Raw genomic sequence first — 22,317 nt, 5'->3', positions numbered from 1 at the left:
GTTATTCATTTTTATCCTTCTTGTCTGCCCAGAAATCGTAAAAATTGAACCATTGCAGCGGTTGTTTCACAACAAGCTTTTCCAGCCAGCTTGCATATGTTTTTGCATATTTCGTGATTGTGACCGTGCGTGTCTTACGCGGCAAGTCTATGCGCTCAGCCAGCTTTTCCCAAGAAATGTTGAAACGTTTGCCATCGCGCCAGGCCGCGACCATGTAGACCGGGCACTGCAGAAGGTGGGCAAGGATAAATGGTCCCTGCGGAAATGGGGCATTCTGGCCGATAAAGGGCACAGAAACCGTTTTATCCCGGGCGCCAATTGCCACACGGTCAGCAGCAATCACGATCCATTCACCACGTTCCACCTTTTCGCGGAGAAGCATCGCGGTATCCGGGCCGATATCGCTAACCTCGATCAGGTCAACCTGGCTTTCCGGGGCAAGCTGTTGAAGCACGCGGCCAAACCGTGCGGCATTTTTCTGATGAAGCAGCACATTGACCCGAAAGTTACGATCGCGGCTGGCGATAGCGCGAACGAGTTCGATATTGCCAAAGTGCGAGACAAAGAGGATTACCGCCTGATCCCGGGGAATATAGGAAAACAAACTGTCCGCATCTTCGGGGAGGTCAAGATCATCGATGTTCATTTCGCCGCACCAGGCAGCGATTTTATCAAGGGCAGATTCCCCGAACTTCATGAAATGGCCAAAGCTGTCACGCCAGGTCGGCTTGGGTTGGCCTTTATGCTTTGCTACGCGTTCAAGGAAGTCTCGCGATGCCGCCCGTGCCGTGCGCCCAGTCACGAAGAAATAGGCAACAATCGGCGACATCACTGCCAGACAGAGCTTTCGTCCACCAAAACGATAAACCTGTCCCAGAAAACGCATGCCCCAATAAATGCCGCGTTCATCGATTTCAGACCAATGGTTGCCACTGTCTGCGTTTGTGGATGACGCAAACCGTCCGCCCTTGGCAATGAAGCGTGGAAGCCGTGCAAGCATGCCGCACACCAGTCGGGTATGCATCCAGCTGATCAGAACGTTATCGCGCCACATGCGGAAGTTCGACGTGTTTCCAACCGGGTAGGTGACTGTGATGGGTATATGGATTACGGGTACGCCCTGCCAGAAAAGGCGAACCATGATTTCGGTGTCGAAGTCCATCCTGTGGCCGATGCCACGGCGTTTCCAGATATCAAGGCTCGGTCCAATGGGATAAATGCGAAACCCACACATGCTGTCGCGGATCTGAAGCGACAATGTTTCGATCCACACCCAGACATGGGTCACCCAGCGACCGATCTTGCGGCCAGTGGGAATGCTGTCATCATATACTGGAAGTCCGGTAACAAGTGCGTCCGGGGATTGTTGCGCAAGTTTGACCATGTCATCGATGCGATCAAGGTCATGCTGACCATCCGCATCAATCTGAAAGGCATGGGTGAAACCATGACGCTTGGCCGCGGCCATGCCCGTCATCACGGCCACGCCTTTGCCGGCATTTTCATCAAGTCGTTGGCAGCAAACTCCGCTGTCAGGTGCATGTAACCTGATTACGGCGTTCCGGGTTTCAGTATCCGAACCATCATCGACGATAAAGACCGGGATATCGTGCGCACGAATGCGCGTTACGACACTTTCCAGCGTTGCACTGTGGTTATGGGTGGGGACGACGGCACAAAGCTTCATGCGGCGTCACCATCATACTTCAAGATGCCTGAACTCAGATCGCCGTCACTGTCCGAAAAGTAACGGAATTTTACTTTCAGGCGACTTGTATCAAGGCGCATTTCCAGGTTCACAACATGCCCCGGCAGGATCGGTTTTCGGAACTTTAGCTGTGAAACCTCAGAGGTCGTTTCAGGCGTTCCGAACATGGATGACGCATATGACGTCGCCCAATGCAGTTGGGTAACGCCAGGTAAAATCGGCATGTCCGGGAAATGACCGACAAAGTAAATCAGGTCTTCGCGTAGTCTCAGTTTGAGCGCGACCTGATCGTCGGTTTGAACAGTTTCGAGAATATCGGGTTCTGTTGGCCTTTGCTCGAAGACAGCCCGCAACAGATGAAGCGGGCGCTTGCCCTGACTGTCTGTCGGGATCTGGTCAACAAACCGCCAGCGCTGCGGCAGGGCGGCGTCTTCTTCAAACTCGGCGATCTGCCGACGTAACAAACGGCCCATCCGAAAAGTGCCCAATTCTTTGTGCCGGGCAAGGCCTGCATCGCTAAGGACAACAATTGCACCAAGTCGGCGGTCATTTTCGTCGGGAAGTAAAACGACCGCTTCGGATACCAGATCAGAGGCTATCAAATGTTGTTCCACCGAACTCAGTGAAACACGTTTTCCTTCAATCTTTACGATGCGGTCCGCACGCCCCAGTAGGCGAAACTTCCCGGAAGTTGGTTCAATATCGGCTTTGTCTTCGGTTTGATACCAGTCAGCCTTAGCAATATGCGGTGCCTGCACGGCAAGGCATCCCTTAACATTTAGGCGCGGTGTTACGCCGGGCAGGGGCGTCCAGTCTGTTTCAGTGGACGTTTGGCGTCGATAAGCAATGCCGCCGGTTTCCGTGCTGCCATATATTTCGATAGGGCAGGTCCCGAACATGTCCCGCGTCGCTTGTGCATGTTTGTAGTCAAGTGGTCCGCCGGACAAGAAAATCAGAGATGGGGGCGGAATATCGGCCAGACCGGGGTGCAGGTTCTTGAGATGTGCGGGGCTGGTGATCAGGACATCCCCATCTTTAAGGTCACCCTGCATCATTTCCCAGAATGGCGCAGGGTCAGCGGTGAATATCCGGCCAGACATAACCGGCCAGATCACACGAAAGATCAGGCCGTAAATATGCTGGTGTGAAACAAGCCCGACAACCCGTGCGCTTGGAGAAATCATCGGCGACCATAGCGGGTCCTGAATGGTGACTTCTGATTCAATCTGTTCAAGTGTTTTCGTGATGGGCTTCGGAAGGCCTGTGCTGCCGGATGTAAAAAACACGGCAAAACAACGTGCTGGGTCCGGTGTTTGGTCTGGTTGCTGAGGACAGGTTGTTTGACCAGCTTTCACCAGATCTTCGATTGCTGCGTCATCAAGGAAAAGATCAAACTGATCATCGATGGTACCGAGATAGGCGGGTTTGTCGGTCGCAGGCAGGATTATCGTCGAGCCGCGCTGCCATATTGCCATCAGGGCAATCGTGAACAGATGTGCAGATTGACAGTGAACTGCGACGCGTTTTTCACCCGGTAGGTTTGCCGCAAGTGTGATAGCATCCTTCATCAACTCCGCACGCGTGATTAGCCGTTCACCAACAATGCATTGCGGCCTATTTCGGCTTTCTGTTTGGTAAAGGGCTGTCAAAAATCCGGTCATACTCGATGATCATTGATGTGATGTTTGTGGCGGGCTTTGATGATGCGACGAACAGGCCATTCCCCGACGAATAAAGCCGCAATCAAAATATATGAAATCAACCCGTTATATAGGGTCCATATTTCAAGTGTTGCGTAAAGTGCAGTCCACAAGGCAACCAGACCATTCGCAATAAAAAACGCGATCCATACTTTGGTCAATCTGCGGGTGTAAATCACCCCGAACGTATCCAGTTCCGGTGTTTGAAGGCGGGCAAACCGCTCAATAATCGGCATCCCAGAGAACAGCGACAGCGTAAAGACCAGGGCAAGCGTCGCACTGATAATGACCGGGTAGAAACGCAAAGCCAAGATCTCGCTGGCAAAGCCTGCTGCACCCAGGATAACGGCAACAATGCCGGCAATCAGTCCCGCACCAAATTTGTGGGCGATGAAGAACATAACAGCGCGTGCAATGACAAAGATGATGGCCACGATCAGGATAATACGTGGGGAAATCACGCCCAAACCGAAATAGACGATAACCGGATGGGCAATACCCAACAGGGCAATAACGATGGTCAAAATCCTTCTAGGAACTGACCAGGTCATGAATTTTCTCTACCACATCATCAACCGTGCGCACCGACCGGAATTCCATGGCAGGGATTTTCTTGCCGGTAATTTCCTGAAACTTCACAATAAGATCAACCGCATCAATACTGTCGAGATCAAGGTCTTCCATCAAGCGGGCATCGGGCTGGATGTCCTCGGCCGGGACTTCGAACATATCGACAAGGTAATCGTGGAGCTGCTGATAAACGTCTTCACGGCTGTGCATGATCACCCCTCCTTGCCGGACTGTTCAATGAAGCGCGCAAGGTTTCGGACCGAAGCGAAGTGGGTTTTGACATCTTCGTTCTTGGCATCAATACGGACGTCGTATTTCTTCTGAATTGCGACCCCGAGTTCGAGCGCATCAATGGAATCAAGCCCAAGCCCCTCGACAAAAAGCGGTTCTTCGCTGTCAATTTCTTCGACTGTGACGTCTTCAAGGTTAAGCGTCTCGATAATAAAGGCTTTAAGTTCGTTTTCCAGCGCGGTCATTCTTCAGTCTGTCCACAAAATAATCCCTGATGAACCGGGTAACATACCGGGCCTGTTTGGCACGGCTGAGTTCCGGATCATGCAAATCCCCAAATGCAAGCGGCTTATCCACCACGATACGATAGCGTATTTTCGATGGTGCGATCCTATACCACGGTACCCCTTTTTTCAGAGTATCGTGATTACAGTGCACAACCACCGGAATCAAGTCGGCTTGTGTTTCTATCGCAATGTTGGCAACGCCACGTTGGAATTTCCCCAATGTTTGGTTGCTTGGCGTGCGGGTTCCTTCCGGGAAGATCAGGATGCACGCACCATCACTCAGATGATGTTTCGCCTGTTTAATCAGGTGTTCCGGGTTGTCATCATTGCGAATAAAGCCGGCAGCCCGCACGACACCGAACAAAAACGGATTCCGAAACAGCTGGTGCTTTACGACACATTGGCACTTATCAAGCTGTGCCAGGATCATCACAACATCAAGCAGAGTAGGGTGGTTGGCGATGATGATCGCCCCGTTTACTTTGCGAAGCTGCGCAATATTCTCGGTTTCGACTGAGGCGACGCCGATTATATCAAGCATTCCGGCAAAAAGCCGGAAACCGCGACAAATGACCAGTTGCGCATAGCGCCTTCGCTTTTCGCGGTCCTGAAGTACCAGCATCATGGCCGGAAAAATCGTAAGCGCCATAAACAGTCCGCCGAGCCCAAAACTGGCAAAGGCAAAGCCCGTGGCGAAAAGGCGCCAGTACCAGTTAAAGCCTTTTTGGGTGCGTTTGCGCTGAGGTCCTGACCGCGGGGCTATCTTGTCAGTCATTTTTGGTAACGGTCCAACAGCCGTTGGTGCCGGAAAGTGTGTGTTTGGCTAGACCGCTTTCCAAAAACTTGGCAAACCGTTCTGCCTCAAGAGGTGCCGATATCCGGGGCGTTTCCGAAGTCGTGCCGAATTCGGCCGTGTAGCTGTTGGATTGGCTGGCATCCGATAAAGGTTCGAACCGCACCGCCAGCGCGGTTCCAGTTTGGTCACCATGTTCAAGATGTCTGTAAACAGCAGGGAGCGGCAGGTCGATATAGCACAGTATGACGGGCAGGTTGGTGTCATTGATCTGACAAATTGCCTCTGTCATACCAGCGATAAGGCTGTCCGGCCCGGCGGCAACGGCAGTATGGCTTTCAGTTATTGACCAGTTAATCGATGCGATGCCGACAAAGGCATTGTGAACCGACATGCCAAAGTCGGCCGGGGAGAGTGCTTCGTTGGTTATGACCTGGTGCAGAAGCTTTACGGTGCGTTCGATATTTCCATGTCGTGATGCAAACACGATGTATGGATTGTCATCTGTGCGCAAGGTTCTGGTAAGAACCTCTGCTGCGGCACGGCCATACAGATCCAGTCGGCGTTTCCATGCCGGTTTCAAACCGCCAGCCAAGTCAGCCTTGCCGATCCCTGTTTTACTGGATTGAAGCAGCCCGGGCGTTCCGTATTTCAGATTTGCGTGATCGTTAGGCCCGCACCAGAACGCCCAGTTTGTAATGCTGACTTGCACTGCCATAAGTGGCGCTGTCAGTTGGCAAGCGCGGCTTTGGCCGACACTTCACGCAAGATATCCTGACGCAGGTTATTGACCCAACGATTGTAATTGTAATGGATCGAGGCGCCGTCATAGTTCAGGTTCGTGCTATCGGCGTAAACAATCGAGAATTCGGTTTTGTCGAAGCCGATTCTCACTTTTGCCATGTGCGAACGTGGCGAGTAGGTGGCGAGCAGTACGCCGTCCGCCTGACGGGTGATGATCCAGTCACGGTCGGACGCGGCTTTGATGATGCTCTCTTCAATTTGCGCAAGGCTGAGCTTGTCAGTGCCGGCCGGGAATGCATGATGAGTGACATTTTCGACAGGTGCCGTGCGGCAGGCTGCGACAAGAAGTGTCAACAAACCGACAACGGCAAACTTTAAACGGCGCATATCCAACCTACCAATTTTCGATATTATGTTGTGCATCCGATGCGGATGATTGTTGCATGTTACAACAATACTTAATTGTGTAATGAAACCATGATGAACCATTCAACCAAAACTTGGCCTTCAGACGAAAATTTCCCATCAGTTCCCGTTAATGTTGCGGGAAATGGAAGTGTTTTATGGTCCATTTTGCGATTGGAGCATGGGGCGAACGCAAGCCGTCGCGCACAGCGCCTGCGATCGTCAAGTGCCGCGCAATCAATGCTGCGTAACCTCGCGCTGAAGCATTTAGGACCTTCGCAGGCATTTGAGGTGTCCAAGGAGCCGTCGGGCAGGCCGGTAGTCAGGCTTTCAGATAAAACCTTGATGGCAAGTATCAGCCATAGCCGAGATCTGGTCTGCGTCGCACTCGGATGCGATGAACAAATCGCGGTTGGCATCGATGTTGAGTTTCACGAACCCAGCAGAAATATTGAGGGTATGATCCGGTCGCTTGGCTGGGCCGATGTGGGACTGTCGGCAGGAGCATTTTATAATGAGTGGTGTCTCTATGAGGCACGGTTTAAAGCGACCGGCATTACCGCTCGAAACGAGCAGCCTGAGATGTGCGTTTGTGCCTTGGCGGTGACGGCGCAGTATAGCGGAATGTTGGTGTGGGCGTCAGAACCCAGCGATAGTTCAATCAGTTAGGTTGCCTAAATACATAATCAATAATTTGTCATAATATATATTATAGAACGTTAGTCTAATTCTAAGAGTGTTGCCTTCAGTTCCTAAAATTGCCGATGATTTTTGAGCTTTGTCCAAAACATGGCATAATCCGGAATTGTTATTACAGTCCAACATATTCACTCTGCACAATTTCCGACCTACCTTAATGGTATCGTCTTAACAAACAGCCTAGGCGTGCCACGGTACTGGCCTACTGTTTGGGAGGCAATGCATGGTAGCTCTGTTAGTGTGAGCACTCTCCAAGCTAAGTTATCAGCGATTGACAGGTTTTATCGGTTTGTCGCCGATCTAAAAGAAAGTGATTGTCATCGATGATCTTCTTACGTCCGGGGATTTGGCTGAAGTGGAAGCCTGCCTGCAATCCTACTTTATGTTGCTGCGAAACAGTGCAAGCCGTTCTCTCCGAGGCAATTATTCTCGAAATTGGCGGATAGTTTTTCACTTTGTCTATGAAGTGTTAGTCAACATCGAGACGGCTAAACCGTGTCGAGGTTCCTCGTCAATCGCCTATAAGCAGCGGCTGAACAGAATTAAACAACTTGGTTCCAGCTTGAATGTAACAAGGACACCTAGAAGTACCCAGGTGCGTGCCCTGCCCGCTGATGTTGTTGAAGAACTATACGAAATTGCGGATCCAACTTCGAACCGAAATCCATTTCGCGCTGAACGTGAGCGTTGGAGAAATTATACCCTTCTATTGCTTTATCTGCATCAGGGACTTCGGCGATCAGAACCGCTAGCGTTGGCCGTTAACGCTATTAAAAGTGATTGGGATCCTCTGTCTGGCGAGTTGAGATATTGGATCGATATAACGAACAACCGATCAGGGCATATAGATCCTCGTTTTTTGGCTCCTAGCATTAAGACCGACCTCTCCCATAGGCAGCTGCCTATATCTCCCACTCTATCGAGCTTGATTAGGTTCTATGTTGATAACTACCGGGCGAAACAGCCGCATAGTTTCTTGTTTTCGTCTAATAGAAAGCTGCCTCTTTCTGTTCCTAACGTAAACTCAATCTTTGACCGCTTGTCAGATGCTTTGTCCGAAAAATCGAAGAAGCGTCTAGCATCCCGAAATGGGGTTGAAAAAGTCACTCCCCATGATTGTCGTCATACAAGCGCAGTAGTTCGATTGAGAGCGTTTATCAACAATGGATTAGAGATGGATTTGGCGATCCAGAATTTACGGATTTTCTTTGGATGGTCTAAGTCGTCCGTTATGCCCCAACACTATGCAAAGGCGTATTTTGAGGAACGACTGAACACAATTTGGAACAGTGATTTCGACAATCGAGTAACCCTACTTAGGACATTATCTTCGAGCGAGTAGTTACACACTTTCCAAACAGATCCACGGAGCAAAGTATTGGAGATTCGAGATACTGATCCAGAGCACTACTCTGTCGCTAGGTCCGAAATACGAAATCTTCCAACGCTTTTGCCAAGCGTCCGGTACGTTGACCCGTATATTGATGGATGGAGGCAGATACAACGTCCGCTAGCAAATGATCATTGGGTACTAAGGTACGACACAGTCAGTAAAGATTTGGACTTTTCCGTTGTATCGGATGCGGATGTAAAGCTGCTTTGGAAGCATTTCGTAGCATCGTTGCTGCGTGAAAGATCGCCGTTTAGCGTTCACGACACTTATTATGCATTACTTCGAATTAGATCGCTGCATTCAGAGAATTGGTTTTTAGATGCTTTAGTGCAGCCGACGCATAGTTGGATTGACGAGTGGGATGTTAACTGGCGAACTGATCTGAGCAACGCAGTCTATGTCAAATCCTTCCTAAATTTTCTTTGCGACTTCTCACTTGGGCCTTTTGAAGCAGAGTATAAAGACTTCGTGCGCTCCCTACCTTTTAAGTATCAAAAGGGCTACCGTGGGGTTGTGACTGGTTCTTCTGTTCTTCCTGTCTCGGAAGAACAACAAATTATACAGTTCCTTGATAACGCAGTCCAAAACTGCCTTGAATTGAGTGATGAAGAATTACTCAAAGTGTGTTTGTTATCATTAGCTTACCAGCATGGTCTTAGGGCAATTCAGATAACAAGGATGAACCTGAGAGATTTTACCTTGCTCAACGATGCTGAAGGGAATCAATTAGCGTATTTTACAGCGTACCAAGCAAAAAAACGTAACCTCACAGATCAGCGAGAATTTAAACGGAAGATCAAGCGCGAGTGGGTGCCAATCTTTGCTGAGTACCTGAAGCGCCGGACGAAGGCAAAAGTGTGGAAGCAATCAAACAAGGCCGAAGAATCAAAGCTATTCCCCGTTGATCGTTCACTAATCATTGCCTCAATCGCAGATACAACGATGTTTGTTACCGGGAAGCGACGGAGTGCAACCTCACTGAGGCATACAGCTGCCCAACGTATTGTCGATGCTGGGGCAAGTTCTGAAGAAGTAGCAGAGTTTTTGGGCCACTCCCATACCAAAACATCTTTGAGTTATTTTGAGGCATCACTTACGCAGGCTGCAAAACTCAATCAAGCACTCGCTATATCGCCGATCTATAGTGCGTTAGCTGATATCGGTAAAACCAAGAGCATTGATAAAGAACAGCTGATTGAGATGGAGCCAGATTACCAGATTGGCGGTGTGCCTCATGGAATTCCAATCTCTGGCATTGGAGCTTGTGGGATTGGCCAATCATTGTGTGCGAAGCATCCTGCCCTGTCTTGCTATACCTGTCCGAAATTCCTGCCCATTAGTGACTCTTCAGTCCATACAAGCGTACTGGAAGATTTAAGAAAGGTGGTACGGTTCTTCTTCGATCAATCTCAAGGTGACAACAGTCAATCTTCTGCTTTCGTGCAGCTGAGAGCAACTTTGGAAGCAATAAAGCGTACAGTTAACGGGTTGTTGAAGGAAGGTGGTGGAGACTAATGAATAGTTTCTATTCAAAGTTTATAGAGCGTAGCCTGACTATAGCTCAACAAAACGGTGTCAACTGGCTGCCTAGAATATCTGATAGTGGTTTGATTGGAAAAGAAGACGCTTGGAACCTAACTTATATAGCAGGTGGTTCTCCTCCTCCTACTCACTGGCTTCGTGATCTGGGCTATGACACCAAGGTACTGCGCGTCATTTGCAAGGAAGAAGGTCGGGATATCCCAAAGTGTTCCTTAAGCGATGAGTGGCAAAACTTGATTAAAGCCACAGTGGTTCATCACCTTCTGGTCTTAGGAAGTACACCTAGCTATGTTTGCGGGCAAGTAGCGCGTTCATTGCGCGTTTTAGGGACATGTACCCTACTTCGCTCGGGTGTATCTCCGTGGGAATTGTCGCTAGAGGATATAAGGTATGCTTGTTATATCGCAACGGCAGTGCAAAAATCTGGGAAACTACCGGATCTCATTAAAGGCATTACAAGGGTGTTACTGGATGCACGACACCTGTGCGATAATGGACCATTCTACCATTTCTTAATGACCTCGGCGGACAGCCGCCGGTTGGATGACCGGATACAAAGAAAAAGAATAACGGACCGAGACCAGGGATGGAAGCTCCCGGAAAGTAGAGCTTTGTGGGAGCTCGTTCGAATAGTTTTCACTGAGGAACCGCTCACCTTCTCAGATTTCATTAGGTTTTCTCAAATAAAAGTTTTGCTCCTTTGTGGTCTGAGAATTGGCGAGGTTTGCACAATTCCCGCTGACTGGAAGAGGTCCGCCGAATATACCGACTTCGATGGGAGAAATGCTGGTCGGAGTGGAGGGGTTTCTCGGTCATTACTGTTACGGCACTTTGCTGAAAAACAAGCCGACCGATCAGGCGGCGGTTGGACTTCTGAGGCTGTTCAACACGTTCCGGAAATGTTTGAGGAACTATTAGAAGAGACGCTCAATGAGGTCCTTTCTGTTACAGAACCCCTTCGCCAGAGGCTGCGGAAGCAAATCGAAACAAATCGTATCTTTCCAGAATTAGATGCGAGTTCGATGGTCCCAGCATCCGACTTATACACGAGGCTCACCGGCAACCCTCGTATTCGGGTGTCACCAGTACCCGAAAACCTTATTCAAAGTTTTAAAACAACACGAAATTCGAAAATTTTAAAAAAAATTGAATACCAACAAAATCGCTCGAAAGACGCATACAATAATTCTATTTACCTTTATTGGATAAGGAAGGCAAAGGATGGGTGGCCAAAGATAAAACCAAAAGATACTGCTTTGGTTATGCAAGTGGAGAGGCTGGTGAAGCAGAATATTCCGACAAAACTCTCAGATACTGAGCCTTATCGTCTTGCAAACGGGCATTTTATAGAAGCCTACGAATTTTTGTTCTTATGTCCGAAGCGCGCTTTGGTGGAAACACGGAATAACGGCATTTGTGATATAAATCGCTACTTTTCGGTAGGAAGAGTTACGTCGGACGATCTTACTATTCATCTTGCACCCGGTAAAAATGGCATTTTCGCCCGTTACGGTGCAACAGAAAGAGATCGTAAGCTAGGCCTGAAAAGCCATTCCCTTCGTCATCTTCAAAATACTGAGTTGTTCAGGCTTGGAATATCCGACGCAATCATTAGCAAGCGCTTCAATCGCAAAAGTGTTGCCCAAAGCTATGAATATGACCATCGAACGTTAGCTGAAGAGCTTTCTGCGATTGATCTCCCACCAGAGGCACAAGAGCTTCCTGAGCGGTCCAAAACGGTCTTGGCGATGATCCAGTCGGGCAAGGTCTCTGGGCCAATCATAGGAACATTTAGGAAAATCCAGAAAGAACAGGGAGACAAATCAGCTTTCGATTTTCTTAGTGTGGAGGCAGATGGCTTTCATGCAACGCCTTATGGTTATTGTGTTAACAGTTTCACGGTCGACCCCTGCCCTAATCATTTACAGTGTTTCAACGGTTGCAGTCACTTGGTTGCAACAGATAACACTAAACATCGAGAAAACTTGGAGCGGACCAAATTAAATATGCAAGCAGCAATTAAAGAAGTTTCTGACCGACCCAACGGTGTGGGTGTTCAAAACCAATTGAAACATGCGAAGCAAATGATTGAAGGGATTGATAAAATCTTAGCAACAGGCAATGGTGAGAAAGTGTTCGAAGAAGGCTCTGACTTATCGGAACCATTTGACACTGGAAAGTGGGTTTAATAATGGAAACCGTAAAATTTCCAGAGAGACGAACGTGCGTCGCAGAACAGAGGGACCGGGAGTTCCTTAGTGTGCTAGACAGGATGTTTCGGGCAAATGAAACGATAACGGCCCGCTCTGTCACCCGGTCAGTCATTGGTTTCTCTGCAACGACATCAATTACAAGAGATGAATGGCGAAGCGCGCAGCTGGCAGTGTGGATCCAACGACAATCAGATTTGCGTAAAATACAAGAACAAGCCGATAAGCATTCAAAACCCAAGTTACTGGCTAAGCTTGAGCAAAAAGAAAAAAGAATTCGTGAATTAGAACAAACTGTAGACCTCTTGCTCTCATCCCACAGATCTATGATCCACGCTGTAGGAGAAGTGGGGGGAATGAGGGCTTGGCTAAAGTTCTACGAGAAACACCAAGGTATTCAGAAACAATTGTCAGACATTGGTGCTTTCCCCTCCTCGGTCGTGCCCATATCGACCAATCCCGGCAAGCCACAGTGATTTAGAACCAATAACGATAGATCCCAATCCCGCTGCAATGGATCGATATCAATGTACCGCAGGAGTACAACGTCTTTTCAAAAAATCAGCATAGAAGCTAACCATTGTAAGTATGGTCAGGCCTGACGCGTCTCATTTTGAACAATTCCCTCAAGTTGAGCTTTTTCCAGACATACTATGAGTATAGCGCATTGTTTCTCGGAAGGTATCCTTACAGGAATTTGAGCCGCGACCTGCAATACAGCGATCTCTTTTGGCGAGAACAGTTTTTTCGGCGCACCCTCCTTTAAGATTAGTCCCCACGTCTCCGCGCCTATATCGAAGACCCGCTTTTGATCGTTAATGCCGTTGTCGATCTTCTGCGTTCTTCTGGCCGATTTCTGCTCCTCTTTCTGTTCTGATACTTGGACAAGGGCATCAAAAAAGTCTTGAGGTATCTGGTCTTCAAGGTCGGCGAGCTGACCGATAATCCTAGTCCAGCAGTTCTCGCGCTTTGCCCATTCAGAAATATTGGAAATTCCTTGAGGTGGTTGCACCAAGTCATGGTTAACAAAGGAAGATGCTTTTCCTAAGGCATTAAGCAAAACTTCGGGCACGGCCTGTTCATTCCAGACCTGCATAAAATTGATAGCCATCTCATGCTTCTTCACCAGCTCATTGATCGCAGCAATTGAATACGCAACAATATTCGCCCGATAGCCACCATTGTACCAAGACTGATTAGACACCAGCCTTTCCGTGGCCCTGAATATGATGGCTCTAGCAATTGCACGTTTGAAATAGAATTCATTGAACTTGTCGGAACCGGATGTCCATTCTTTGCCTATACGCGATGCGTATTTGGCGAAGTTCTTTTGTGCACCAAGGTTTACCCATCGAGGATGCTCATCCCAGACATTCTCAAATTTTGCCAGGTCCGTTTTAGTGAACATTTGCGCTTTTGGATGCATGGCCTTGAACTGCCGCTGTTCGCCGGGCGTGAGTTTCGATTGCGCATCAGCATACTGTCCTCGCGCACGTTCGTAGAACCAGCGGGTTTCACGCTGCGCCCCCTGCGCTGCAGGAGCCAGAATTCTGCGCGAGAAATCCTGCATACGGATATGGAATGGATGATTTGAGAAGAAGTCAGCCGCATTAACACGGTTTTGGGTGTTGGCATATTCGGATATGCGAGGCACCACCAGTTCAGCCTCTTCTGCATCAATGACGGAGAGCTTCATCTGAACGAATATGTTTTCGAGGCTGGCCTTATCCCTACGACGAGTGTGGAAAAGCGAAGCCGTGGTCTGGCCGCCATTTACAATCTGAAGGTCATTGATCCTTACAATTTCGAGACCATCGTTAGTCTGCTGCGTTTTGATTGTCTGCGCGGTTGCGGTAATTCCGTTGTTGTAGGCAAAGAACATCGAGGGTTCGTTCATGATAGTGGAACGGATTCCTTGGTTTACCTTGCCTCGCGCCTGAAGAAAACTTCTGACATTCTGTTCCAGCAGTCGTGCGCCAAAGCGCCCATAGAGATCGGCAAGCACTTCGCCGGGCATCACTATCAGGTATGAACTGTACGAATCAGAACTAAGATTGGCGGGCAGGCAGGATATTCCGCGCCCAAACATTTCAATTAAGTCAAGATCGAGCGCTTCTTTTGCACCACGCGCATTGCGCTGACGGTTCAGTCTCGACATATCCCAGATGTGGTAGCTGGCGGATATACCGCACACGGTATCATCGTCCAAGCTTTGCACACGGTCACTGAGTGCGCGCTCAGAGAGCAGGACAAAATTTATGCGCCGGATAAACCCAAACCTATCCAAAAGTTGGCGTGCCAGACCATATTCTGGAGCCGTTACCTCCAGCTCCGTGTAGAGTTCTTTCTCGACCGCGTTCTGAAAAAAAGTAAATACTCTGCGGAATGCTGCGTCAATTTCAGTTCTAGTGAGCGAGCCGAGTACGGTGCGACTTTCGAAATCGGCTATAAAAAGGTCTAGACCACCCTCGTCGTCAAACCAGTAGCCATCCACTCGCATACCTCGCTGCGCGCGGTAGTGACAGAACTCAAACCCTTCCACAAAGCCGGTTTCAATCAGCTCGTTGGCTATGGTCTCCATAAAAGAGGCAAGTTGGAAACTGCTGTTGGCTTCCGCACCTGCCAGCATTTCCTGCCTGAATTCGTTGAAGAATGCCTCAGTACTCTGTTCCAACCTATGCCCCCCTGAAAATGCCGGAGCTGTCGCACTCAAAAGGAATAAGCGATTCTATTTCAAGGTCGTAAGATACGCGTGCGATTCCTTGTGGCAGCGCAGAACGAATTAGTTTGGGGAAGTCTTCCTCCACCCCAAAAAACCTTGTCTCCAGTACATTGAACGTTGGTGAGTCGTATTCATTCATCGGTACGTATCCGTAGCTAGCCAGTTTGCCGACGAACCCATCTGCCGCGTCCGGCTCCGAAAATGCATGTTCGATTGACGCCACTAGTTCGTTGAGACTTGTCCCGTTGTCAGGACTGGTCGCCAATCTGACCACCGTTAGGAAAAGCCTGCCCGTCAAGGAGTCCAGCTGATCTTCTGACGATATGCGTACGGAATTGCGCTCCTGTCCACTGATTGCCTTTACTTCGACGGCGGTATCATCGAACACAAAATCCTGCTGCGTTCGATCCGGTCCGCACCAGGAACTAACCCCGTCGATTTCGCCTCGTGCATATATGACGTGGCGCAGAATTGTCAGTTCAGCGTACAGACCTCTGAGTTCTTCCTGGGTAAGAATGCCTGCTACACGTCCTGCAAGAAAGAGCTTCCATCGTTTGATGTGTTGCAAGGCGACCGCAAGAGCTACGGCAGGGTCTTCGACCGGCTCAAGGTTTCCAGTGAGCGTGGAACAAAGTCCGTAAAACAGATCGAGGTCCACTTGACGATCTACGGCCAGCACCAATTGCTGTAATGATGGCTTCGCTTGGCGGAGAGAGATATCGATACCTCTGACCGAAGTTTTGTTTGTTCTAAATTGCTCACTGTGATCGCCATGCAGTTCGACCAGATAGAGGCATCGGCCGGCTGCATCCCTTGCCCAGTAAACAGGCACCTGTCGGCCCGCTGCAATCAACAGTACGTTGAGGTCACTTTTAGGCTTGTCGATCAGGTCCCAAGGTAGAGCCCTATTCGTCATAGTCTTCCTCCTGATCCGGATCATCTGCGAAGCCGCCTTCCATCAGCTCCAACCAAACCTTGTTGACTACAACTGGCACTTCCATCCCGTAGTGACCACCAGGAAAGCTGATGCCAAATGCTGGAACTCGTGTGTCTTGGCTGTCCTTACCCATCGGTCCCAAAACATGAACCATCAGTAGCGGACGATTGCGCACTTCGCGGTAGTGAGAGTCCGAAGGCTGCTTTCCCTCATCTTCTGCCAAGCCGACTGCCAATGCGCGCTGGTCCTCAGATAGACCCAACTTTTCATCACCACGGCTGGCCACACGGTCCTTGCTCAATCGCCAGGCTGAAGGGAAATGCTTGTCGGGCCTTGCGCTCGATCTGTCCTGAGACCCTAATAGGTATTCCGCCTCATCCTCTCCATTTGCACGGATCGAAATGAGGAGAACATCGCCTACCGGATGCACTTCAGAAATGGCACGAAGATAGTTGATTGCCGCTGATTTCCTTTCGGTGAACGCTTCGAAGGTTCTGAATCTGTTCAGAAAGTCTTCAATGGTTCCAACAGGCACGTCACGAATAATCCAACCCTTCCCTGTGGGCTCAGTTGAGCTGCCGAACCCATTTCGCCAGAAACTAGCAATTACCTGTTCGTTGGCCGCATTTATGTCCATGTCGCGGGGCAATACGTAACTCTCGACCAGTTTTCCGCTGAAGCTCTGATTTACAGTTCTTTTTTCACCACTACGCATCTTGTTCATGGCTGTGATAAGGAGGCTATCAGGATGAGCCTTCACATATAGTCCGAACTGGCGGGGGCTGAGGCCGTCTTGACGCATGCGCCTGATCTGCTGGCGAAGTTCATCGGCAGCTTCTGCTATGTACGAATACCAATCGATAGAATCCCGCGAGAGATGGACACGGCACAGATCCTCATAGCCGGGGCGATAGCCGAACCAGCGCCCCATCTGCATCAGTGTGTCGTACATTTTCGTGTTTCGATACATGTAGCTGATGGTGAGGCCTTCGACCGTGAGGCCACGAGAGAGGCTGAGGCCTCCTATCGCAATTGCGGTAAGCCCCTTACCTTCACGCTCGAACTTCTTATAGTCGAGTACATCGTCTGATTTGCTGTTAACGACATATGTTCTGAGATTCTCGAAGACACTCCAGAGAGCCTTCTGCACTTCGCTCCACGTGCAGTCGCAATTGTCGTAATCAGCATCAAAAGCACTCTTCAGTGCACGCATATATTCGTTGCCTAGTGCAGTCTTCTCCGGCATCGCATAGTTAGCTTTGACCGCTTCCCGTAGCTTCTTCTCATAGACACTGATGTGGTCTCTGATACTTTTTTGAATTGGAACGAACCGAGACACATTGATCATCATGGAGCAGTGTTTTCCCACCTGCCCTCTGATGTTTCTGATGGCGCGTGCAACAATGAACTGATGCAGAGCGCGATAGAGACTGGGAGGCAGCTCCGCAATCTGGTCGCCCCGCTTGTGCGAGAACGGGATGTAGTCCTCACAGTCGTCAATGGGCTCCAGAATTCTCTCACTGGAGTGCTCATCGAGAAACACTTTGTCCGGCCCGAAATATGTGTTCGGAGCATCAAGGCTGTAGATAAAGTCGCGCGGGAAAAGTTCTTCACGTGCCTTGTCGTCGTAGGCATCGTGATTGATAAAAATGTTGGCAAATGGGGTAGCTGTGTAGCCGACATAGCAGGACTTATCGAACATCCCCAAAATCTGTCGGATCATCGAGTTGGTTCGCGTCGGATCGAGATCAGGCTTGTTGGTATTGATTGACGCATTGTCCGCTTCATCGTCAATCAGAAGCATCGGCACATCAGCGATTTGCCCGTCGCCCCGCGCATTCAGCTCCTTCAACCATTTGTGGAGCGAATCTAGAGTGGATACATTCTTTTTGATAACGAGGACTATTGGTCTGCTGAAATCATTCAGCTTCCAGCCTCCGCGTGCGCTAGTGGCTTTGCCGAAGTCATCATAGATGGTTGTGAAAGTGACAGGATGAGGGTAACCTGGTGACAGGCCGACGCCCAGTGGCTCTCTTTTCTCCGGGTCACTGGAGCGACCGATGATCGCCTCATCTATCCGCTCCTGAGTTTGTTTGCGGAGGTTGTTGTGAATTCCCGCAATAACAACAATAAATTTGTAACCGGCATCCTGCGCTTTTGCGATTAGTCCCATATAGTTTGCAGTTTTTCCGGACTGGACATGACCGATGACCAGTCCACGGCGTTTCCAAGTGGTTCCTTCGCTTTCCGGGTCCTGAAGGTGGCCAAGTATTTTTGTACCGACATCACTCAGGGATTGAACAACTGTGGGATGCCAACCTTCTGATTTGAGAAAGTCCTCATAGGCATCTGAATATGTTGTCGGCAGGTCGGCTCGTTTGTGGACCCATTCTTGGTCATGTTCTGCCTCGACATCGACCAGAGAAACCCCTTCTCCCATCCGTGTGACGACGGCAATCAGTGCCTCTTCTACCACAGTGGAAAGGTCTCCTTTATAGCCGAAAACTGCGGCAAGTCCTGCTGCTTTCTGCTCGACCTCTTCGCGGTTTGGAATGCCGTCTGCAAGCGACAGCGCAGTAATCAGTGCGCTTTTGAAATTCTTCTCGTCCCTTGCACCCCGATCATTCATAAAAATTCTCCGCAATATAGTTTTCTAATATATCTGCTCTATTCTCAAATATTCTGATTGATTTTGCCACTTCCCTAAAACCTGCGGAATTCCCGCCCTCCGGGCCATAGAGAACCTCTCGAAGTGCCTCCAAGCGGCGAATCAGCTCTTCTTTCTCAACTGCTTCAGAACCAAATTCTTTGGGGTGCTGCGAGTAATCCGAATAGATCATCTCTACGGGTAGAGCGTGACCAATGGATTCAATAAGCATAAGGAGCTGGCGCTCACCGGCACCATCAAGCTTGCTACGAAGTGAGAGAACCAGTGGGTGTTCCCGGTTCACCTCAAAACGAATGCCCCCGCTGTCGGCATACCGCTCCCATAGGGGGGCTTCGACTTCCTGAAATAGCTTCTGCCCCCTAGCTCTATGCACTGTGGTGCTTCGATCAGTGATCTTCGCGATAATCTGACGCAGACGTTCCCGGACCGCGTGAGGGGGGCGCGCGCGGGATTTTTTGATGTCTATAGTCCATGACTCGTCAAGTGTATTGGGAAAGTCAATCCTAACCCTTGCAAGTTTGGTAGCTTCTCCCTTTGGCACCAGACGGAACCAGTCACCCCAAGCCATTAGGCGACCGCCCCTATAGATGTATGCACCCTGATTGGAGATGAAATCGCTTCGATTTTGATAGAACTGGTATTCAGAAGGGGAAAGTCTACTGTGATGCGGCAGAATATAGGGCCGCATCGTCACCACGGCTCCGCCTACGTGAACAATTTCTTCAGGAAGACGTTGGATTGCACTGTTCTTCCGGCAGAACGGATCGAACTCTTCAACAGGGTGGCCATTGACAAAAATGCTGATCTTGCGCCCCTTGATCTCACCGGCAAGAAAGCGGTGAAAGACCAAAGATAGGTGGCGTTCGAGAGCGTCAAGCTTTTCATTGACGATCTCGTCTCGCTTGGTGCCAGTTTCGTCCTCGAACAGGCGGTCAAGCTCCCGCCAAAGTATTATAGTTCCATTTGACGTTAGGTGATCGACATAAGGCAGTGTTGTGATTTCTTCCTGATCTAGGATATTGAGCAGCCAGTCATCACGATTGTCGATAAGATCGAGGTTCCATTCGGCGCCGCAGATCGAACTATCCCGCCTGCTGACGACTGTAAGACTGCGACACTGAGAAAACGATGCCGTCTTCAGGCCCAGTCCGAAACGTCCAAGGTCTGTAGCTTTGCGAGGCAATTTGGGATTTGCAGTGCCATGCCGCATCGCCGCAATCAGGTCGTCCTCGACCATTCCGCAACCATTATCGATGATGCAGAGAATGGGGGTGTCTCCAGAGAGATCGCAGAATATCTTAACTTCGTTGGCATCCGCTGAGATGCTGTTGTCGATGAGATCAGCAACGGCAGTTTCAAGAGAATAACCAAGATCACGCATTGATGCCGATAAAGATGCAGCGCTTGGTGGAAGAGGATGCTCCCGTGCCATCAGTCCTGCCTCCTCAGTTCCTGTTCAATATACTTCAGCACGCTCATGGGATCCCGTTTCAGCTCGCACTCCCAAACCACGAGAGGCTGCCAGCCGGCTGCTTTTAGCGCAAGGATGTTGTGCTCATCACGCTCAACGTTGCGCGCGAATTTCGCTTCCCAGAAACTAGTACGAGTTGAAGGCGTGGTCGTCTTTTTGCAGCCCTTATGCCGATGCCAGTAGCACCCATGTACGAAAATCACGGTTGAGTATTTTGGCAGTACAATATCAGGACTGCCCGGTAGGTCTCGCCGATGAAGCCTGAATCTTAGTCCTGCGCGATGAAGCATGGAGCGCAAGAGCAGTTCTGGTTTGGTGTCGCGACTTCTGATCCGCGACATATTCCAACTGCGATGCTCAGGGCACAGGGAATCTACCATCAAGGCTCCGCTATCTGTTCAAGAAGTTCACAGACAATGGCTGCAATCTGCGAGGCCAGATAAGGAGGGACGGCATTACCGACCTGATGATACTGTGCCGTTCGCGGCCCTTCAAAACTGTAGTTGTCTGGAAACGTCTGAAGGCGTGCTGCTTCTCGAACGGTTAGACTCCTGCATTGGAGCGGATCGTAGTGAATGAAGTAGTGTCCATCCTTGGAGATGTGGGATGTGATCGTTGTCGAGACCAATCCACCGAGCTGAACACGGAACCGGTCGGAGAACATTTTCCCCTCCCTTCCTTCCGTCACATTCCGATGATGAGGGAGCAGGGACTCAGGAAAATCTGAAAGTTTGGGACTCTTTCCTATAACGTCCGCAAAGTTGGCCGCAAAGAAGTAGCGATGCAGATCAGATGCCATATGGCCCCGGGCTTCGTGGCCTGTGAGAACCGTTAGCCTGTCGTCCTGCATGTATTTTAGGGCAGGATGATTGGACTTTGGACTTTTTCTGTAGAGATACGATTTAGGCTGCTCCGGCCAGTCCATCGGTGTGTTCAGAGACCTGCGTATTTGTTTCCAGACATTCCAAACTTCTTTGGAGCCGTGGGGAGGGCTCTCGGACACTTCCATACCTGCGATAACATTGAGCCACCGTTCGGCATCGTCTTTCTCCTTGGAAAGAGTACTTCTGATTTTTGGCAGTTGTCCGATTGTTTGTTTGACGTTTGGCGCTTCATGCCGCTGCAACTGCGTGGGCCTGATCTTACAGTCGTTTCTTACGCCCAGAATGAACATACGGTGCCGCGCCTGCGGAACGCCAAATTCTTCAGCCTTTACGAGGAACTCTCTTGGATCTGCATCTTTGTCAATCGGCTCCTCCGAGACCAATGAATATAGCTTATAGTGAAGATCACCCTTTCCATCATTGAGCGCTGCTTCCGGGTGGGACAAGTCGGAAATAATCATTCGGATCACTTGTTCCGCTCCGACTTTCGCGGAAAGTAGGCCCTTAACATTTTCCATCACAAATACTGGCGGCCGATGGTCGGCGATGATGCGCAGATACTCCCTGTAAAGAAAGTGTCGTTCGTCCATTTTGAATTTTGGATCATTCATCATTCGCGAGCGGCCGACGAGTGAATATGCTTGGCATGGAGGTCCACCGACTAGGACCCACGGGCTGTCATCGCGCAACTTACTGGAAATTAACTTCCTTACATTTTCGTGGTTTTTGGGTCCCAGCTCGATGCAATGAGCAGTCTGTTGGGCCTCATAATGCTTTTCAGGAAACCGAGCATAAAGCTGCTCACGCGTAATTTCGCCTTCGAGATACTGATAATATTCATTGGGCGCTTCCTTCTCGAAGCTCCTAAAGAAATGACGAAGCAAAAGGGTTTGATGCGGTAATCTCTCCCGTTCGATTGATATGGTGTTTCGGAACCTACTTTTGCGCCGCTCATCAATGTAAGAGGCGAATCCTTCTCCGAGGCCACCGGGACCGGCAAAGATATCAATTACTGGAAACATTTTATATTTATTATCATTCATCTTCTCTGCCGGACTTTAATTTTAGCGCGTTCTGCCGGCAGATCAATTTTATATTCACTTACGAGAACCCAAAATGGAGTATTATCCAAGTTGCCCAAAACGGTAATATATTTCAACGAAAATGCTCTCGCCTCCAATATACTTCCGGTTATTTCACCTCATGGAGAGCTGACCGGTTGTGTTATCTTGCTGATCATGGACTGGCAGAACAACAATCCAAGGTGCTCGGATGGCAAGTCAATAAATTCGCAAGAATATTCGGCCGCCATCGCTTCAGGAAGTTAAAGCAGCTGCTGATCGGGATTTTCCA

19 protein-coding genes are annotated in these 22,317 nt (G+C 49.6%); 5 read left to right on the top strand and 14 right to left on the bottom strand.

What is annotated here, in order from left to right:
- Nucleotide 1: 1 nt before the first annotated feature.
- The 8 genes from TH4_RS12620 to TH4_RS12585 all read right to left on the bottom strand — a co-directional run bounded on the left by TH4_RS12620 (nt 2) and on the right by TH4_RS12585 (nt 6,420).
- Nucleotides 2–1,687 (bottom strand): glycosyltransferase family 2 protein, encoded by a 1,686-nt coding sequence (locus TH4_RS12620; RefSeq protein WP_064781386.1) that lies wholly within the window; start codon nt 1,685–1,687, stop codon nt 2–4.
- Nucleotides 1,684–3,063 carry an ApeI family dehydratase gene (locus TH4_RS12615; protein WP_209437392.1) on the bottom strand — a complete coding sequence of 460 codons (1,380 nt, stop codon included), beginning with the start codon at nt 3,061–3,063 and terminating at the stop codon, nt 1,684–1,686. Before TH4_RS12615 ends, TH4_RS12620 begins: the two co-directional genes overlap by 4 nt.
- 302 nt (nt 3,064–3,365) lie before the next feature.
- A complete protein-coding gene (locus TH4_RS12610; RefSeq protein WP_064781384.1) occupies nt 3,366–3,959 on the bottom strand; it encodes a COG4648 family protein in 594 nt (197 codons plus the stop codon).
- Nucleotides 3,940–4,188 (bottom strand): acyl carrier protein, encoded by a 249-nt coding sequence (locus TH4_RS12605; protein ID WP_064781383.1) that lies wholly within the window; start codon nt 4,186–4,188, stop codon nt 3,940–3,942. Before TH4_RS12605 ends, TH4_RS12610 begins: the two co-directional genes overlap by 20 nt.
- A gap of 2 nt (nt 4,189–4,190) precedes the next feature.
- Nucleotides 4,191–4,454, bottom strand: coding sequence for a phosphopantetheine-binding protein (locus TH4_RS12600; protein WP_064781382.1), 264 nt, complete (start codon nt 4,452–4,454; stop codon nt 4,191–4,193).
- Complete coding sequence (locus TH4_RS12595) at nt 4,429–5,271, bottom strand: lysophospholipid acyltransferase family protein (RefSeq protein ID WP_064781381.1); 843 nt, start codon at nt 5,269–5,271, stop codon at nt 4,429–4,431. The genes TH4_RS12600 and TH4_RS12595 overlap by 26 nt, the downstream gene beginning before the upstream one ends.
- Nucleotides 5,264–6,007 (bottom strand): beta-ketoacyl synthase chain length factor, encoded by a 744-nt coding sequence (locus TH4_RS12590; protein WP_064781380.1) that lies wholly within the window; start codon nt 6,005–6,007, stop codon nt 5,264–5,266. The genes TH4_RS12595 and TH4_RS12590 overlap by 8 nt, the downstream gene beginning before the upstream one ends.
- 11 nt (nt 6,008–6,018) lie before the next feature.
- Complete coding sequence (locus TH4_RS12585; RefSeq protein ID WP_064781379.1) at nt 6,019–6,420, bottom strand: hypothetical protein; 402 nt, start codon at nt 6,418–6,420, stop codon at nt 6,019–6,021.
- Nucleotides 6,421–6,513: 93 nt separating this feature from the next.
- Here TH4_RS12585 and TH4_RS12580 point away from each other — a divergent pair, with 93 nt between their 5' ends.
- The 5 genes from TH4_RS12580 to TH4_RS12565 all read left to right on the top strand — a co-directional run bounded on the left by TH4_RS12580 (nt 6,514) and on the right by TH4_RS12565 (nt 12,758).
- Nucleotides 6,514–7,107, top strand: coding sequence for a 4'-phosphopantetheinyl transferase family protein (locus tag TH4_RS12580; RefSeq protein WP_157097754.1), 594 nt, complete (start codon nt 6,514–6,516; stop codon nt 7,105–7,107).
- A 412-nt stretch (nt 7,108–7,519) separates the two neighbouring features.
- Complete coding sequence (locus TH4_RS21040; protein ID WP_425337457.1) at nt 7,520–8,479, top strand: tyrosine-type recombinase/integrase; 960 nt, start codon at nt 7,520–7,522, stop codon at nt 8,477–8,479.
- Between the two features lie 216 nt (nt 8,480–8,695).
- Nucleotides 8,696–10,045 (top strand): site-specific integrase, encoded by a 1,350-nt coding sequence (locus TH4_RS12575; RefSeq protein WP_064781377.1) that lies wholly within the window; start codon nt 8,696–8,698, stop codon nt 10,043–10,045.
- Entirely contained in the window at nt 10,045–12,261 is a 2,217-nt protein-coding gene (locus TH4_RS12570; RefSeq protein ID WP_064781376.1) for a hypothetical protein, read from the top strand. The genes TH4_RS12575 and TH4_RS12570 overlap by 1 nt, the downstream gene beginning before the upstream one ends.
- Before the next feature lie 71 nt (nt 12,262–12,332).
- A complete protein-coding gene (locus tag TH4_RS12565; protein ID WP_064781519.1) occupies nt 12,333–12,758 on the top strand; it encodes a hypothetical protein in 426 nt (141 codons plus the stop codon).
- Nucleotides 12,759–12,874: 116 nt separating this feature from the next.
- Here TH4_RS12565 and TH4_RS12560 read toward each other — a convergent pair whose 3' ends face one another.
- Genes TH4_RS12560 through TH4_RS12535 form a run of 6 tightly spaced genes read right to left on the bottom strand, consistent with a single transcriptional unit; the run spans nt 12,875 to nt 22,007 of the window.
- Nucleotides 12,875–14,956 (bottom strand): AIPR family protein, encoded by a 2,082-nt coding sequence (locus tag TH4_RS12560; RefSeq protein WP_064781375.1) that lies wholly within the window; start codon nt 14,954–14,956, stop codon nt 12,875–12,877.
- A 1-nt stretch (nt 14,957) separates the two neighbouring features.
- Entirely contained in the window at nt 14,958–15,920 is a 963-nt protein-coding gene (locus TH4_RS12555) for a PD-(D/E)XK motif protein (protein WP_064781518.1), read from the bottom strand.
- The gene (locus tag TH4_RS12550) at nt 15,910–18,570 is read right to left on the bottom strand and encodes a Z1 domain-containing protein (RefSeq protein ID WP_064781374.1); all 2,661 of its coding nucleotides are present in this window, start codon (nt 18,568–18,570) and stop codon (nt 15,910–15,912) included. The genes TH4_RS12555 and TH4_RS12550 overlap by 11 nt, the downstream gene beginning before the upstream one ends.
- On the bottom strand, nt 18,563–20,041 hold the full coding sequence (locus TH4_RS12545) for an ATP-binding protein (protein WP_064781373.1): 1,479 nt from the start codon (nt 20,039–20,041) through the stop codon (nt 18,563–18,565). The genes TH4_RS12550 and TH4_RS12545 overlap by 8 nt, the downstream gene beginning before the upstream one ends.
- The gene (locus tag TH4_RS12540) at nt 20,041–20,460 is read right to left on the bottom strand and encodes a very short patch repair endonuclease (RefSeq protein ID WP_064781372.1); all 420 of its coding nucleotides are present in this window, start codon (nt 20,458–20,460) and stop codon (nt 20,041–20,043) included. The genes TH4_RS12545 and TH4_RS12540 overlap by 1 nt, the downstream gene beginning before the upstream one ends.
- On the bottom strand, nt 20,460–22,007 hold the full coding sequence (locus TH4_RS12535) for a DNA cytosine methyltransferase (RefSeq protein WP_064781371.1): 1,548 nt from the start codon (nt 22,005–22,007) through the stop codon (nt 20,460–20,462). The genes TH4_RS12540 and TH4_RS12535 overlap by 1 nt, the downstream gene beginning before the upstream one ends.
- Between the last annotated feature and the right edge of the window lie 310 nt (nt 22,008–22,317).

It is taken from the genome of Thalassospira tepidiphila MCCC 1A03514, assembly GCF_001662875.1.
In the GTDB taxonomy this organism is placed as follows: Bacteria; Pseudomonadota; Alphaproteobacteria; order Rhodospirillales; family Thalassospiraceae; genus Thalassospira; species Thalassospira tepidiphila.
This window is presented reverse-complemented; position numbering and strand designations above follow the sequence as displayed.